The organism is Methylomagnum ishizawai (assembly GCF_900155475.1).
GTDB classification, from domain to species: domain Bacteria; phylum Pseudomonadota; class Gammaproteobacteria; order Methylococcales; family Methylococcaceae; genus Methylomagnum; species Methylomagnum ishizawai_A.
Window position 1 is genome coordinate 430,649 of record NZ_FXAM01000001.1, and the last position, 14,020, is coordinate 444,668.

Annotated in this window: 13 protein-coding genes; 5 read left to right on the forward strand and 8 right to left on the reverse strand. The window is 66.3% G+C overall.

Annotated elements, in window-relative coordinates; translation table 11 throughout:
* Positions 1 to 49: 49 nt before the first annotated feature.
* Together parE and B9N93_RS01790 are read right to left on the reverse strand one after the other, a co-directional pair.
* On the reverse strand, positions 50 to 1,942 hold the full coding sequence (gene parE, locus B9N93_RS01785; RefSeq protein WP_085210351.1) for a DNA topoisomerase IV subunit B: 1,893 nt from the start codon (positions 1,940 to 1,942) through the stop codon (positions 50 to 52).
* Positions 1,943 to 2,129: 187 nt separating this feature from the next.
* Positions 2,130 to 3,041 (reverse strand): class I SAM-dependent methyltransferase, encoded by a 912-nt coding sequence (locus B9N93_RS01790; protein ID WP_176225093.1) that lies wholly within the window; start codon positions 3,039 to 3,041, stop codon positions 2,130 to 2,132.
* A 153-nt stretch (positions 3,042 to 3,194) separates the two neighbouring features.
* Between B9N93_RS01790 and B9N93_RS01795 the strand changes: the two genes are divergently transcribed.
* Positions 3,195 to 3,656, forward strand: a complete 462-nt coding sequence (locus B9N93_RS01795; protein WP_085210355.1) for a CBS domain-containing protein — start codon at positions 3,195 to 3,197, stop codon at positions 3,654 to 3,656.
* Between the two features lie 65 nt (positions 3,657 to 3,721).
* Here the strand turns inward: B9N93_RS01795 and B9N93_RS01800 are convergent, their stop codons facing one another.
* The 6 genes from B9N93_RS01800 to B9N93_RS01825 form a co-directional block, all read right to left on the reverse strand.
* Positions 3,722 to 4,849: a zinc-binding dehydrogenase gene (locus tag B9N93_RS01800; RefSeq protein WP_085210357.1), complete on the reverse strand. Its 1,128-nt coding sequence runs from the start codon at positions 4,847 to 4,849 to the stop codon at positions 3,722 to 3,724.
* Between the two features lie 94 nt (positions 4,850 to 4,943).
* Positions 4,944 to 6,239, reverse strand: coding sequence for a GTP cyclohydrolase II (ribA, locus tag B9N93_RS26785; protein ID WP_368655802.1), 1,296 nt, complete (start codon positions 6,237 to 6,239; stop codon positions 4,944 to 4,946).
* 124 nt (positions 6,240 to 6,363) lie between these two features.
* Positions 6,364 to 7,482 (reverse strand): phosphotransferase enzyme family protein, encoded by a 1,119-nt coding sequence (locus tag B9N93_RS01810; protein WP_085210361.1) that lies wholly within the window; start codon positions 7,480 to 7,482, stop codon positions 6,364 to 6,366.
* Complete coding sequence (gene smrA / locus B9N93_RS01815; protein WP_085216136.1) at positions 7,479 to 8,078, reverse strand: DNA endonuclease SmrA; 600 nt, start codon at positions 8,076 to 8,078, stop codon at positions 7,479 to 7,481. Before smrA ends, B9N93_RS01810 begins: the two co-directional genes overlap by 4 nt.
* Positions 8,079 to 8,321: 243 nt before the next feature.
* Complete coding sequence (locus tag B9N93_RS01820) at positions 8,322 to 9,257, reverse strand: choice-of-anchor A family protein (protein WP_085210363.1); 936 nt, start codon at positions 9,255 to 9,257, stop codon at positions 8,322 to 8,324.
* A 200-nt stretch (positions 9,258 to 9,457) separates the two neighbouring features.
* Entirely contained in the window at positions 9,458 to 10,216 is a 759-nt protein-coding gene (locus B9N93_RS01825) for a ComF family protein (RefSeq protein ID WP_085210364.1), read from the reverse strand.
* Positions 10,217 to 10,229: 13 nt separating this feature from the next.
* Between B9N93_RS01825 and bioB the strand changes: the two genes are divergently transcribed.
* The 4 genes from bioB to bioC are packed head-to-tail and all read left to right on the forward strand — an operon-like array spanning position 10,230 to position 14,002.
* Complete coding sequence (bioB, locus tag B9N93_RS01830) at positions 10,230 to 11,237, forward strand: biotin synthase BioB (RefSeq protein WP_085210366.1); 1,008 nt, start codon at positions 10,230 to 10,232, stop codon at positions 11,235 to 11,237.
* 2 nt (positions 11,238 to 11,239) lie between these two features.
* Positions 11,240 to 12,439 (forward strand): 8-amino-7-oxononanoate synthase, encoded by a 1,200-nt coding sequence (bioF, locus tag B9N93_RS01835; RefSeq protein WP_085210368.1) that lies wholly within the window; start codon positions 11,240 to 11,242, stop codon positions 12,437 to 12,439.
* A complete protein-coding gene (bioH, locus tag B9N93_RS01840; protein WP_085210370.1) occupies positions 12,436 to 13,230 on the forward strand; it encodes a pimeloyl-ACP methyl ester esterase BioH in 795 nt (264 codons plus the stop codon). The genes bioF and bioH overlap by 4 nt, the downstream gene beginning before the upstream one ends.
* Positions 13,211 to 14,002, forward strand: coding sequence for a malonyl-ACP O-methyltransferase BioC (gene bioC, locus B9N93_RS01845; RefSeq protein ID WP_085210372.1), 792 nt, complete (start codon positions 13,211 to 13,213; stop codon positions 14,000 to 14,002). The genes bioH and bioC overlap by 20 nt, the downstream gene beginning before the upstream one ends.
* Positions 14,003 to 14,020: the final 18 nt, after the last annotated feature.

A 14,020-nucleotide genomic window follows, 5' to 3' on the forward strand; every position in this document is an offset into this window, starting at 1 on the left:
TCTCCCGAGACGGGCGTTTTTGTGTGTGGCGGGCGCGGCGCGATGAGCGCTACACCTCGGCCAGATTGCCCTTGGCCTCCAGCCAGGCTTTGCGGTCCGGGGCGCGTTTTTTCGCCAGCAGCATGTCGAGGCGCTCGTCGGTGGTCTCCTGTTCCGCCAGTTCCTCCAAGGTGAGTTGCACCAGGCGGCGGGTATCGGGGTTCATGGTGGTTTCCCGCAGTTGCGAGGGGTTCATCTCGCCCAGGCCCTTGAAGCGCTGCACATTGATCTTGCCCTTGATCTTCTCGGCCTCGATGCGGTCGAGGACGCCCTTTTTCTCCGATTCGTCCAGGGCGTAATAGACCTGCTTGCCCACGTCGATGCGGTACAGGGGCGGCATCGCCACGAACACATGGCCTGCCGCCACCAAGGGCCGGAAATGCCGCACGAACAAGGCGCATAACAGCGTGGCGATATGGTTGCCGTCGGAATCGGCGTCGGCCAGGATGCAGACCTTGCCATAGCGCAGCCCGGTCAGGTCGGCGCAACCCGGCTCCACCCCGATGGCGACACTGATATCGTGGACTTCCTGCGAGGCCAGCACCGCGCCCGGCTCGACTTCCCAGGTGTTCAGGATTTTGCCGCGCAAGGGCATGATGGCTTGGTATTCCTTGTCGCGGGCTTGTTTGGCCGAACCCCCGGCGGAATCGCCTTCCACCAGGAACAACTCGGACAGGTTGATATCCTGCCCCGAACAATCGGCCAGTTTGCCGGGCAGGGCCGGTCCCGCCGTGACTTTCTTGCGGGTGACTTGGCGGCTGGCTTTCAGCCGCTTCTGGGCGCTTTCGATCACCAATTCGGCGATACGCTCGCCCACCGCCGGGTGTTGGTTCAACCACAGGCTGAAGGCGTCCTTGACCACGCCGGAAACGAAGGCGGCGCATTCCCTGGAACTCAGGCGCTCTTTGGTCTGCCCGGAAAACTGCGGTTCTTGCAACTTGACCGACAGCACGTAATGGCAGCGTTCCCACACATCTTCCGGGGCGATCTTCACCCCGCGCGGCAGCAGGTTGCGGAATTCACAGAACTCCCGCACGGCTTCGGTCAGGCCGGTGCGGAGGCCGTTGACATGGGTGCCGCCCTGCGGGGTGGGCACCAGGTTGACATAGCTTTCGGCCACGATGTCCCCGTCCACCGTCCAGGCCACGGCCCAATCCGCCGCTTCCTGGCGGCTTTCCAGGCTGCCGACGAAGGGCTCTTCCGGCACGCATTCCCTGGCCCCGATCCGGTCCAGCAGGTATTGGGGCAGGCCGTTTTGGTAGTGCCAGGTTTCGGTTTCCTGGGTGGCTTCGTCGCTGAGGCTGATTTTCAAGCCGGGGCAGAGTACGGCCTTGGCCCGCAGCAAGGCTTTGAGCCGGGGCGCGGCCACCTTGGGCGTGTCGAAATAATGGGCTTCCGGCCAAAACCTGACCGTGGTGCCGGTCTCCCGTTTGGGGGCGTCGCCGATGATGCGGAGGTCTTGGGTTTTTTCGCCGCGGGCGAAGGCCATGGCGGATACCTTGCCGCCCCGGCGGACTTCGACTTCCAGCTTGTCGGAGAGCGCGTTCACCACCGACACCCCGACGCCGTGCAGGCCGCCGGAGAAGCGGTAGTTCTTGTTGGAGAATTTGCCGCCCGCGTGCAGCTTGGTCAGGATGACCTCGACCCCGGACACGCCGAGTTCGGGATGGATATCGACCGGCATGCCGCGGCCATCGTCGCGGACTTCGATGCCACCGTCGGCCATGAGCCGCACGTCGATGGTCTTGGCGAAACCGGCCAGGGCTTCGTCGACGCTGTTATCGACGACTTCTTGGACCAGATGGTTGGGGCGGGCGGTGTCGGTGTACATGCCGGGGCGTTTCCGCACCGGGTCGAGGCCGGAAAGGACTTCGATGGAAGAGGCGTCGTAGTTGTCGTTCATGGTGTCAAGGATGGATCGACGGGCTGGGAAGTCCCGTCCGTAGCGCTCAATGCGGTGGCTGTGTAGAAAATCGGCCCGATGGGACCGGGGGCTTGTTTTTCCAGTGTACCGCAACTCATCGGCGGATGGTCCCGGAGCCCTTTTGACAATCCGCCCCGTGCGGGGCGGACTATGCTTGTGGAAGGTTTCAAGCCCCGCGCCGGGCCAGCACATCCACCTGGTGGACGATCAGGCCCAGCCTGCGGCGGTCGATTTCCTGGCGGCGGTCGCGGTGCCAGGCGTCGAGCGCGCGGGGTCCGATCCCGCCGGAGCGGTCCGCTTCGTCGCGGATGTGGGCGAGAACGGCGTCCAGGCAAAGATCGTCCTGGTCGCGGTAGGCGCGGCGTAGTGGGGTCAGGTTCCAATCGGAGGCCCCTTGGGCCAGGATGTCCAGTTGGCTTTCGAGCAGCGCCCCGTGTAGCCACCCCCCCGGTTTCGCAGCCTCGGCGGGTTGGTCCCGCATCCGCCGGGTCTCCATCGCGGAGTCGTAGGTCGCGAGGATGCGCTGTTCCAGGTCGGCGTCGCGGTAGGCCGGGAACACGGTGGTGCCGGTGTCGTAGTTGAGGGCGGCATAGAACACGCCCTGGGGCTTGAGCCAGGAGGCGATGCGATCGGCCATGGCCTGGGTCGGCAGCAGGTCCGTCACATGGTGGGCGACCACCACGTCGAATTGGCGGGTGGGTTCTTGGCGGTTGAAGTCCTCGGGACCGGCGGCCACGAACTCGATGCTGATCGAGCGTCCGCCGCGCCGGGCCTGGATGTGGTCCGGTCCGGGCGTCGCCACCTCGAAATCCCGCGCCCTGAGCAGGACCGCGAGGCGCCGGAGCGCTAGCTCCAGCAGGTCGCGGTCCGGGTCCACGGCGGTGATGGCGAGGTCGGCCTTGAGGTCGGCGTTGAGGAGCCGCCATAGCGACGCGCCCGCCCCCGCCCCGAGGTCGAGGCAGGACAGCCATTCCCGCCCGCGCAGGGCGTGCTGGAAGGCGGTGCGGACTTGGGGGTTGAGGCTGCGTTCGTCTAGTGCGGATTTGATATCGGGATAGTCACGGAATGAGATGCTCATGTTGGGCGTCGGATATCTGAATGGGCGGTATCGTGCCGTGCGGTGTCCGGGGACTCCGCGCGGCCCCATCGTTGTGCTTCCGTTAACTATGAATTGAACCGCGGGCGGTTTTCTTGTATGTTCCCGCGATTTACTTACATAAAAGAGGTTGTTATGCGTGTCGGCGATTTAATGCACACCAAGGTGTTCACCGTCGAAGAAGAAGCCTTGATCGAGCGGGTGTTTTTCCTGATGCACTACGAGAAGATCCGCCACGTCCCGGTCGTCAATAAAAAGAGCGAAGTCATCGGGATCGTCTCGGATCGCGACCTGTACAAGGCGCTCGGTCCCAAGAACAACTCGAATGTGATCGAGGAGAGCGGGGACAAGGCGGCGGCCCTGCATGTCGTCCCCCAGAAAGTGCGCCACATAATGCACCGCGCCGTGCTGACCATCAACCCGAACGAACAGATTTCCGACGCGGCGGCGATCATGGCGAAGCACCGTATCGGCGCCTTGCCGGTGGTGAAGGACAACAAACTGGTGGGCATCATCACCACCACCGACCTGTTGCGCTATTTCAGCAAGGTCAAGCTGCCGGACGCCGTCCCCGCCGCCGGGCCGGATGCCGCCTGAGGTCCGGGCATGAAAAAACCCCGTGCGCTCCGCTGGGAACGCACGGGGTTTTTTTGTGGGCGGGTTCAGCCGCGGTATTCGAACACCACCTGCAAGGCTCCGGCCAACTTGTCGCCGACCACCTCGAACGCCTGCTGGCATTCGGACAGGGGGAAGCGGTGGGTGATGAGGCGCTCGGGCTGGATGCGGTCCAGCCAGTCGAAGGCCAGCTTGAGCCGCCGGTCCTTGCTCCAGCGCCCGCTGAGCGCCGGGTTGAGCGTGCCGACCTGGCTCGCCACCAGGCGGATGCGGCGGCGGTGGAAATGCCCGCCCAAATCCACCGGCCCGGCGTGGCGCCCATACCAGGAGCCGACCACGATGCGGCCATCGAAGCCGGTCAGGGCGATGGCCTGGTTGAGCGCCTCGATATGGCCGGAGACCTCGATGGCGAGGTCCAGGCCGTTGTGGTCGCCGTGGAACAGGCATTCTTCCAATACCGCCAATTCGCGGCCCTTCGAGGGGTCGATGGCGAGGCCGGCCCCCAATTCCTTGGAACGCTCGCGCCGCAGCGGCAGGGGGTCCGCCGTGATGAGTTCGGACAGCGGGAATTGGCCGAGGAGGGCCGTGGTCAGCAGCCCCACCACGCCCTGACCGAACACCATGGCCCGTTCCCCGGCCAGGGGGCCGGCGTCCTGCACCAGGTTCAGGGCGGTTTCCAGGTTGGCGAGGAACAAGGCGCGTTCGGCGGGCATCCCTTCCGGCAGGCGCTGGCATTGGCCCTGGTCGATGGCGATGTAGTCCTGGTGGGGATGGAAGGCGAACACCCGCTTGCCCAGCCAATCGCGGTCCTCGCCCGCGCCTACCTCCACCACCTCGCCGACCAGGGCGTAGCCGTATTTGAAGGGGTAGCGGAATTCGCCGCCGGATTTGGATGGGGCGGCGTCCAGCCCCCAGCCCTCGGGCATCCCGCCCCGGAAGATCAGGGATTCGGTGCCGGGGCTGATGGCCGAGCAATGGGCCTTGATGAGCAGTTCGCCGGGCTTGGGGGCGGGGACCTCGGTGTCGCGGACGCTCACCGAATGGCGGGCGGTATGGAATACCGCCTGGGCCGGGGCCGCTCCGGGGGAACGGTTGTTTTTGCCATAGGGCGGGCGCGGGGCGCGGTAGGGATTGCGCGCCGACAGGGCGTGCGAGGGTTCGATGGGGTAAACCATGGTGTATTACCGGAATCCATTGAGGTTGAGGCGAATGGCTTGTTGTTTTACGTGTTGCGCGGGCTGTCGGGACCGGACCCGCCGGGCGGCGGCGCTACCCGTAGCCCACGGGGCCGTGGGCGATGATATCCGAACCTAGGGTCTGGTACTGGCAGTCCGTGATGCCCAGGGTGGGCGCTTCCCCCGCCGGGCCGGGGCCGCCGATGGCCTGGGGACCGCCGCCGAGCCTGGGGGTGATGGCGATGACGGCGTAGTCCACCAAGCGCTGCCGCAGGAAACGGCGGATGGTGGCGGCTCCGCCTTCCACCATCAGGGTATGGATGCCCCGCTCGCGCAGGGCGCGGAGGGCGAGCAGGAGGTCGATGCCACCCTCGGCATCGGTTCCGACCGCCACGACCTCGGCCCCGCGCTCGGTGAGCGAGGCCACGCGGGCCGGGTCGGGTGTGCCGGTGGTGAGGATGAGGGGCGGGTGGCCGCCCTGGACCAGCGCCTCCGGCGGCGTGCGAAGCTGGTCGTCGAGGAACACCGGCCTCGGATCGGTCCCCTGGCCTTGGCGCAGGCTGGGCGGAGCGGCCGGGAGGGAATCGATATCCACCAGCAGCGCGTCATGCTGGGCGCGGAGGTGGCGCGTCAGGGTCAGCGCCGGGCGGGAAGTCGGCGCGGCCTCCGCTGCGGTGCCGCCGTCCAGGTCCTGGGCATAGGCCAGGGTCACGAAGGGCCCGGCTTCGTTGGCGGCGGCGCGGGCCAGGGACAACTGGTCCAGCAGGGGTTCGATGAAGGCGAGGTCGCGGTGTTCCGGGGTTTCTTCGCGGAAGGTGAGCAGGTGGGCCATCTTCGCGGCCTTGGAGCGCAGGTAGTCCAGGTTGTCCTGGTGGTGGCCGACCTCGATGGGGATGCGCGCCTCGACCTGGATGCCATGGGCGGTGAGTTCGTCCACCTTGTGCGGGTTGTTGGTGATGAGGCGGATCGATTGCGGACCCAGATCGCGGAGGATGCGGGCGGCGATGCCGTAATCGCGTTCGTCGGGTTGGTGGCCGAGGTGGATATTGGCTTCCACCGTGTCCATGCCGGTGTCTTGGAGGTTGTAGGCTTCCAGCTTTTTGCGGAGGCCGATGCCGCGGCCTTCCTGGCGCAGATAGACTAGGATGCCACAGGGCAGGCGTCCCAGGTATTGCAGGGTATGCTTGAGCTGGTCGCCGCAATCGCAGCGCCTGGAACCGAACACGTCCCCGGTCAGGCATTCCGAATGGACCCGCACGGGCACCAAAGCCTGCCCGCTCACTTCGCCCTTGACCAGGGCCAGGTGTTCCTTGCCGTGTTCGTTATAAAGATAAAGGTTGAATTCCCCGTAGCCGGTGGGAATTCGGGTTTTGACGAGGTTCTTGACCACGGATGTTCTGCGGCTCAAATGTTGCGGAATGGTGTCGGATTGAAAATAGCGGACAGTATAAACAGAAAACCGCCCGAAGCGGTTTGTGTGGATTAACCGATTCCATTCGGGGTTCCGGCGGGGATCAGGCCCAACCGGCGGTCAAGGCCCGGATCGCGGCTTCCTGGCGCTCCACGCTTTCCGCCAAGCGGAATTGCGCCCGCGCCCGTTCCAGGTTCTGCCCCGGCGCATCGACCCGGAAATAAACATCCCCGTTCAAATGGTCGGTCAGGAACCGGAGCCCCAATTCCAAGGGCAACAGCCGGATGGCGTCGTACAGGTAGGCGTGGTCGGCGGGACTCAGGAGGGCGCGGGCCTCGGCCCCGTAGCCTTCGAGGATGGCGCGGCAGAGGTCGAGGTCGAAGCGGGCCGATCCGCCGCGTTCGCATTCGCCCTGCCGGTTGCAGCAGGAACGCAGGCAATCGCCCAGGTCGTAATGGATCAGGCCCGGCTTCACCGTATCGAGGTCCACCAGGCCGACCGCGTGCCGACCTTCCGGGTCGAACAGCACATTATCCAGTTTGGGATCGCCATGGACCACGCGCGGAATCAACTCGCCGCGTCGCTTGGCTTGTTCCAGCACGTCCAGGCCATCGCGCCGCGCCGCCACGAAATCCAGGGCCGCCCGTAGCGCCGCCCCGTCCGCCGGGCGGGGCCGGGCGGCGATGGCGTCGAAGCGGGCCAGATATTGGGGCGCGATATGGAAGCCGGGCAGGGTATCGCGCATCGAAGCGGGATCGATGCCGCCCGCGAGGACGTGGAAGCGGCCCAAGGCCCGGCCCACGGCCTCGGCCTGGGCGGGATGGTCCAGCCGGGCCAGGGTGCGGGAATCCTCGATGTAATCCAGCGCCCGCCAGTATTCCCCGGTCCCGTCGCGGTGGAAATCCGCGCCGTCCACCGTGGCGAGGAGTCCGGGCAGGCGCAGGGGGTGGGCGGGCGTGTTGGCCCCGGTGCCACGGAGATGATCGGTCAGGATGCGGAGGTTGGCCATGATCGCCACGGGATCGGGGAACACCCTGGCGTTGATGCGTTGCAGGACGAAGCGGCGACGGGCGGTCGCGACCAGGAAGGTGGCGTTGATGAGCCCCCGGCCCAGGGGTTCCACCGTGGCGATGGGTTCGGGCGCGAACCGCGCGGCGGCTTGGAAGGGCGGGGAACCCAGGTCGGGTGGGGTGGTCGCGGGGCCGCAGGGGGAGGGGGTCATGGTTCGGGTTTGCCGGAGACGAGTCCGAGTTTTTCGCGGGTCTTGTGTTTTTGCCGTTCGCTCTTGCGCAGCAGCAGGTAGAGCGCCCCGGCCCCGCCGTGATAGCGCTGGGCGCTGTGGAAGGCCATGACTTCCGGGAACATCGGCAGCCAGCGGGCCAGGAAGCTCTTGAGGACCGGGCGTTGTTCCTTGTTGTTGCGGCCCTTGCCATGGCTGATGAGGGCCAGCCGCACATCGTGGCGCAGGCAATCCTGGATGAAGCGGTGGACTTCGTGGCGGGCTTGCTCCACGTTCAAGCCGTGCAGGTCGAGCATGGCCTCGATATCGTAGCCGCCGCGTTGCAAGCGCCGGAACACGCCGTTCTGGATGCCGCCGCGCTTGAAACTGAGGATGGCTTCCGGGTGCAGCGGCTCGACGAACACGGTGGGCAATTGGTTCTCGTCGAACAGCCCGGCTTCGCGCTGGGCCGCTTCGCGCCGGTAGTCCTGGCCGGGCGTGGGCGCGGTGCGCGGCTTGGACAGGGCGAGGCCGGGGGTGGACAAGGGCTCGACATCGGCCATTTCCTGGCGGAACAGTTCAAAGTCCTCGGGGGGCATGGGCGGTTTGGGCATGGGCGCCGATGGGTTCGCGGGAAGATATTGTCCAGAGGATAACAAAATTCGGTGGTGGCGGGAGCGTGGTCCGCGCCGCCGGGCCGGTCGGACGGGGTCGGCTCAAACCCTGCTGGCCCGGCAGCAGGACATCAGCAAACCCTGTCCCATTCCTTCCAAGCCGGGCCGTATCGATTGTCTACGCTGTGGCGCTCGGCGGTGGTTCCTGGCGCGGAACCACCGCCTTTTTTATGCCCGTGGCGGATGGGCCGGGGTGCCGCGCCGGGCGGTTTTCCCAAGGCTCCACAGCAAGGCTGGACCGAACAGCCAGAATGTCGCCGGTTCCGGTACCGCGACCGGATCGGGCAGGCTGCCCGCGAACAGGAAATTATGGAACTCGATGTTGCCGTTGAAGGATTCGGCCAGCAGTTGCCCGTACATTTGCCCGTAACCGCCGGACACGCTGGCCCAGGGAGCCAGGATGGAGCCGTTCGGGTTCTTGCTGCCGGCCAGGTTCAGCGAGCGGGAATCGAAGAAGTTGTAGATGACGTGGGTCGGGTCGATGCCGTGCAAGGTGACTTGGCCGTTCTGGAAGGTCTGCCCGGTGCCGCTGACGTTGATGAGGACGGTGGAACCGGCGGGGGCGTAGATATCGACGGAGTTGGTATTGGTGATGGTGCTGCCGCCGAGGTCGAACACGTTCAGCACGGTGTCGCTGCCGGTGAGGGTGAGGCTGCCGTAATTGTTGGTCGCGCTGCCGTTGGCCGCGAGCGAATCCCAATAAGTGGACAGGGTTTGGTATTGCGTGCGGGCGGCGGCGAAATCGATCAGGGTTTGCGAGAACACGCCGCCGGTGGCGGTGAAACTGCTGAGCGAGGCGTGTGCGGCGTAGATCGCGCCGTTCTGGCCGCTGCCGACGCCGCCGTTGCTGGCGGTCAGGTTCCCGGCCACCAAGCGGGCCGGGTTGGGGGACGTGGCGGGATTGCCGGTGATCCTCGAAGCCACCGAGTAATTGCTGACGTTGACGGCCCCGCCTGCTGCCAGATTGCCCTCGGTATCGGAGTTGGCGCTGGTGAAGTCGCCGAACAAGAAGGCGTTGTAGCTGGCGGCGGGACCGGCGAGGGCGGCGGCCTGGGCGGTCGAGAAGCCCAGCCAGAGGAGGGGCAAGGCGAAGGCGATACGCATAAGGGGACTCCTGTGGGGTTTCCTGTGGTGGCGATGTTTTTTATATCTATATGAATCCGATGGCGTTTTGGGTCCGCCATGGGAGGATGGTAGACAATTTCCCGTCCGATAGCCAAGGCGATTGTGACAGGTTGGATTGACGGGCGGGTCCTTGGCCCGTGGGCGGCGGGCCTGGGCGCGGTTCGATGGATTGAGCCCGGCTAACCCGCCCTGGCACAGGTCCAAATCTCCACCTTTTCCACCCCCGCCCGCCGTAGGGTCCGCGCCAATTCGGTCGCGGTGGTGCCGGTGGTCAAGACATCGTCGATCACCGCTACATGCCGGTAGGCGAGGTCCGGCGCGGTCTGGAACGCCTGGTGGAGGTTCAGCCGCCGCTTCCTGGCCGAGTCGAGCGAGGATTGCGCGGTGGTATCGCGCACCCGGCGGCAGGCGTCCGGCGCGAGCGGAATCTCCAGGCGGGCCGAGACGAAGCGGGCGATTTCCAGCGCTTGGTTGAAGCCGCGTTTCCGCAAGCGCCGGGGATGCAAGGGCACGGGAATCAAGGCTTCGGGCGGATCGGCCCGGCCTGCGAGGCTGTCCGCCAGCAGCGTCCCGAGCAAGCGGGCGCAGGCTTGCCGCCGGGCGAATTTCAGCCCCTTGACCAGGAAACCGGCCGCGTTATGGCCGTGATAAAGCAGGGGCGCATGGGCGGCGCTGTAGACCGGCGGGTGGATTTGACAGCGTCCGCACCAATGCGGCGCGTCCGCGGCCAGGGGCAAGGCGCAGCGCGGACAGGCCACGGCGATGCGGGGCAGGTCGGCGGCGCAAGCCGGGCACAGGTCCAAGCCCATCTCGCCCGGATCGCCGCATAACAGGCAAGTGGGTGGATACAGCCATTCTTGTATAATACGCGGCCAGTTGTCCGCGCCGACCCCCTGGCCGAGTTGACGGACCCGCGCCCAAGCCGCCCGAACGATCATTCCCGGAGTCCCCATGCGAGAAAATTCCACCTCAAACTTCAAAGGCTGGCACGACCACCCGGTCGCCGAAATCCGCCATGATTGGCGCGTGGAAGAAGTCGAGGCCCTGTTCGCCCTGCCGTTCAACGATTTGGTCTACCGGGCGCAGACGGTACACCGCCAGCATTTCGATCCCAACCAGGTGCAAATCAGCAGCCTGCTCAGCATCAAGACCGGGTCGTGCGCCGAGGATTGCGCCTATTGCCCGCAAAGCGCCCGCTACGACACCGGCTTGCCCCGCGAAGAATTGATGCCGGTGGAACAGGTCTTGGCCGCCGCCCGGACGGCCAAGGCGCAAGGGGCCAGCCGTTTCTGCATGGGGGCGGCATGGCGTAGTCCCAAGGACCGCGATATTGAGCGGGTCTGCGCCATGATCGATGGCGTCAAGGCGCTGGGTTTGGAAACTTGCGTCACCCTGGGGATGCTGAGCGATGGCCAGACCCAAAGGCTCAAGGACGCCGGTTTGGATTTCTACAACCATAACCTCGACACTTCCGAGGAATATTACTCGGAAATCATCAGCACCCGCACCTACCAGGACCGGCTGGACACTTTGGACCGGGTGCGGCAGGCGGGTATCGGCGTATGTTGCGGCGGTATCGTCGGCATGGGCGAGGGCGACCGCGACCGTGCCGGACTCCTGGTCCAACTCGCCAACCTGCCCAAGCACCCCGAGAGCGTGCCGATCAATATGCTGGTCCAGGTCGAGGGCACGCCCTTGGCTGGAACGGAAAAGCTCGATCCCTTCGTGTTCATCCGTACCATCGCCGCCGCCCGCATCATGATGCCCGCAGCGCGGGTGCGGCTGTCGGCGGGCCGCAGCGATATGAGCGATGAAATGCAAGCCTTGTGCTTCCTGGCCGGGGCCAACTCCATTTTCTACGGCGAACGGTTGTTGACCACCGGCAATCCGGTGGCCGAAAGCGATCAGCGCTTGTTCCGGCGCTTGGGGCTGCGGATGTCGGGTCTCGGCGTCCAGTGAGGATGGATTTGCGCGGGGAATTACGCGCCCGGTTGGCCGCCCTCGAACGGGATGGCTTGTACCGCCGCCGCCGGGTGCTGGAAGGTCCGCAGGGCGTGGACGTGGTGGTCGAGGGGCGGCAGCGGGTGAATTTTTCCGGCAACGATTATTTGGGGCTGGCGAATCATCCCGAGGTGGTCGCGGCCTTGCGGCGCGGTGCGGAGGACTACGGCGCAGGGGCTGGCGCGGCGCATCTGGTGTCCGGCCACGGTCGGGCGCATCACGCCCTGGAAGAGGAACTGGCCGAATTCACCGGGCGCGAGCGGGCCTTGCTGTTTTCCACCGGCTATATGGCCAATCTCGGGGCCATCACCGCCTTGGCCGGGCGCGGCGACACCGTGTTCGAGGACCGGCTGAACCATGCCTCGCTGCTGGATGGCGCGTTATTGTCCGGGGCGCGGCTCAAACGCTATCCCCATGCCGATGCGGCGGCGTTGCGGCAATCCTTATCGGCGGGATCGGCGGGCGATGCGTCCACCCGGTTGATCGTCAGCGATGGGCTGTTCAGCATGGATGGCGATGTGGCCCCGGTCGCGGAACTGGCCGCCGTGGCCCGCGAGTTGGACGCGGTGCTGATGATCGACGATGCCCATGGCCTGGGCGTGCTGGGCGGGCGGGGCGGCGGCGTGTTGGAACTGGCGGACCTGGGACAGGACGCGGTGCCGGTCTTGGTCGGCACCTTGGGCAAGGCGTTCGGGACGTTCGGGGCGTTCGTCGCGGGCTGCGCGGAGTTGATCGAATATCTTATCCAGCGCGCCCGTACTTATCTCTATACCACGGCCTTGCCGCCCGCTATGGCGGAAGCGAGCCGTGCCGCCCTGCGCTTGGCCCGCGAGGAATCCTGGCGGCGCGGGCATCTACACCGTTTGATCCAGCGCTTCCGGGCCGGAGCCGGACAATTGGGGCTCGTCTTGATGCCCAGCACCAGCCCGATCCAACCCGTGGTCTTGGGCGCTAACGCCAGCGTGGTCCGGGCCGGGACCGCGTTGTTCGAGGCCGGTTTCCTGGTCGGTGCCATCCGCCCGCCCACGGTGCCGGTCGGTACGGCGCGGCTCAGGATCACCTTGAGCGCGGCCCATACCGAAACACAGGTGGATAGCTTGTTGGCGGCGCTGGCCGATCTGGCCGCAAGGCCGGAATTTCGGGTCGGAGCCATGCCATGAGCGGACGGACGCCGGGCTTGCATACCGAAACCTTCGGCACCGGGCCGAATTTGGTGATGGTCCATGGTTGGGCCATGCACAGCGGCGTGTGGCGGGACTTCGCCGAACGGCTGGCGGAGCGGGTCCGCGTCATCTTGATCGATTTGCCCGGCCATGGCCGTAGTGGCAGTCTGGCCGACTTCTCGCTGGACACCGTCGCCGGGGCTTTGATCGCGGCCGCGCCGGAGCGGGCCTATTGGCTGGGCTGGTCTTTGGGCGCCCTGTTGTCGGTGGCTTGCGCCGAACGCCATCCTGGACGGGTGCGCGGCTTGGTGCTGATGGCCGGGAGCCCCAGGTTCATCGCCGCGCCGGATTGGCCCGGCGTCGCGCCGAATGCTTTGGAACGGGTCGCCCAGGAATTGGAAGCCAATTATGGTCTGACGCTCAAGCGCTTCATCGGTCTGCAAACCTTCGGCCAGGACAACGCCCGCCAGTTGGTCAAACAGATCGGCGCGGCCTTGGACGAATGCGATCCGCCGGACATCGAGGCTTTGCGCGGGGGCTTGAATCTCCTGCGGGAGGCCGATGTGCGGGCGGCGCTGGCTCGTGCGGCGGGTCCGGCCTTGGCGGTGTTGGGGGCGCACGACCGCTTGGTGCCCAAAGAGGCCGGGGCCGCGCTCCGGGCGCTGGTGCCGGAGTTGGAGGTTTGCCTTTTACCCGGTGCCGCCCATTTGCCGTTCGCCACCCATCCCGACCCAACTGCCGCCGCCATCCTGGATTTCATCGCCCGCCATGAACGCCCATCCCGATAAGCGCTGGGTGGGCCGTTCGTTCGGCGCGGCGGCGGCGGGTTACGATGGCGTGGCCGGCTTGCAACGCGGGATCGCCGAGCGCTTGCTATCCCGCTTGGCAGCGGATGGCGCACCGCCCGCCGTGATTTTGGACGTGGGCGCGGGCACGGGCTACGGTTCCACCCGGCTGCGGGAGCTTTATCCAGGGTCCCGGATCATCCTGCTGGATATCGCGGACGCAATGTTGCGGACGGCGCGGGAGCGGGTCGGACCCGGAGCCTGTTATTTGCGCGGGGATGCCGAGGCTTTGCCCTTGGCGGCGGCTTCGGTCGATCTGGTGTTTTCCAATCTGGCGATCCAATGGTGCGCCGATTTGGCCGGTGTGTTCCGCGAATTCCGGCGCGTGCTGAAGCCGGGGGGTCGCGTGTTGTTCAGCACCTTCGGCGCGGACACCTTGGCGGAACTGCGCCGCGCCTGGGCCGTGGCCGATCCGGGGCATACCCATGTCAACGAGTTCGCCGACGCGGCGGAGGTGTGGGAGGCCTTGGCCGGGGCCGGATTCGTCCGGGCCGGGGTCGAGCGCGAAACCTGTCGGCTCCACTACGCCGATGTCCACGCCCTCATGCGCGAACTTAAAGGGTTGGGAGCGCACAACATCACCGCCGACCGGCCCCGCCACCTCACCGGTAAGCGTACCCTGCGGCGGATGCTCGACGCTTATGCCGCGCCGGGGGGGGAGGGCGGTATCCAGGCGGGTTTCGAGGCGGTATATGGCCGTGCCTGGAAGCCTTGATACCGCCCCGGCCAACCC

What these genes read in the sequence shown, in the direction of transcription:
- B9N93_RS01800 (WP_085210357.1), bottom strand. Translation starts at nt 4,849, where the DNA reads ATGGTTTACCCCATCGAACCCTCGCACGCCCTGTCGGCGCGCAATCCC.
- smrA (WP_085216136.1), bottom strand. Translation starts at nt 8,078, where the DNA reads ATGCCCCCCGAGGACTTTGAACTGTTCCGCCAGGAAATGGCCGATGTC.
- B9N93_RS01795 (WP_085210355.1), top strand. Translation starts at nt 3,195, where the DNA reads ATGCGTGTCGGCGATTTAATGCACACCAAGGTGTTCACCGTCGAAGAA.
- B9N93_RS01810 (WP_085210361.1), bottom strand. Translation starts at nt 7,482, where the DNA reads ATGACCCCCTCCCCCTGCGGCCCCGCGACCACCCCACCCGACCTGGGT.
- bioH (WP_085210370.1), top strand. Translation starts at nt 12,436, where the DNA reads ATGAGCGGACGGACGCCGGGCTTGCATACCGAAACCTTCGGCACCGGG.
- bioC (WP_085210372.1), top strand. Translation starts at nt 13,211, where the DNA reads ATGAACGCCCATCCCGATAAGCGCTGGGTGGGCCGTTCGTTCGGCGCG.
- bioF (WP_085210368.1), top strand. Translation starts at nt 11,240, where the DNA reads ATGGATTTGCGCGGGGAATTACGCGCCCGGTTGGCCGCCCTCGAACGG.
- B9N93_RS01820 (WP_085210363.1), bottom strand. Translation starts at nt 9,257, where the DNA reads ATGCGTATCGCCTTCGCCTTGCCCCTCCTCTGGCTGGGCTTCTCGACC.
- B9N93_RS01790 (WP_176225093.1), bottom strand. Translation starts at nt 3,041, where the DNA reads ATGAGCATCTCATTCCGTGACTATCCCGATATCAAATCCGCACTAGAC.
- B9N93_RS01825 (WP_085210364.1), bottom strand. Translation starts at nt 10,216, where the DNA reads ATGATCGTTCGGGCGGCTTGGGCGCGGGTCCGTCAACTCGGCCAGGGG.
- bioB (WP_085210366.1), top strand. Translation starts at nt 10,230, where the DNA reads ATGCGAGAAAATTCCACCTCAAACTTCAAAGGCTGGCACGACCACCCG.
- parE (WP_085210351.1), bottom strand. Translation starts at nt 1,942, where the DNA reads ATGAACGACAACTACGACGCCTCTTCCATCGAAGTCCTTTCCGGCCTC.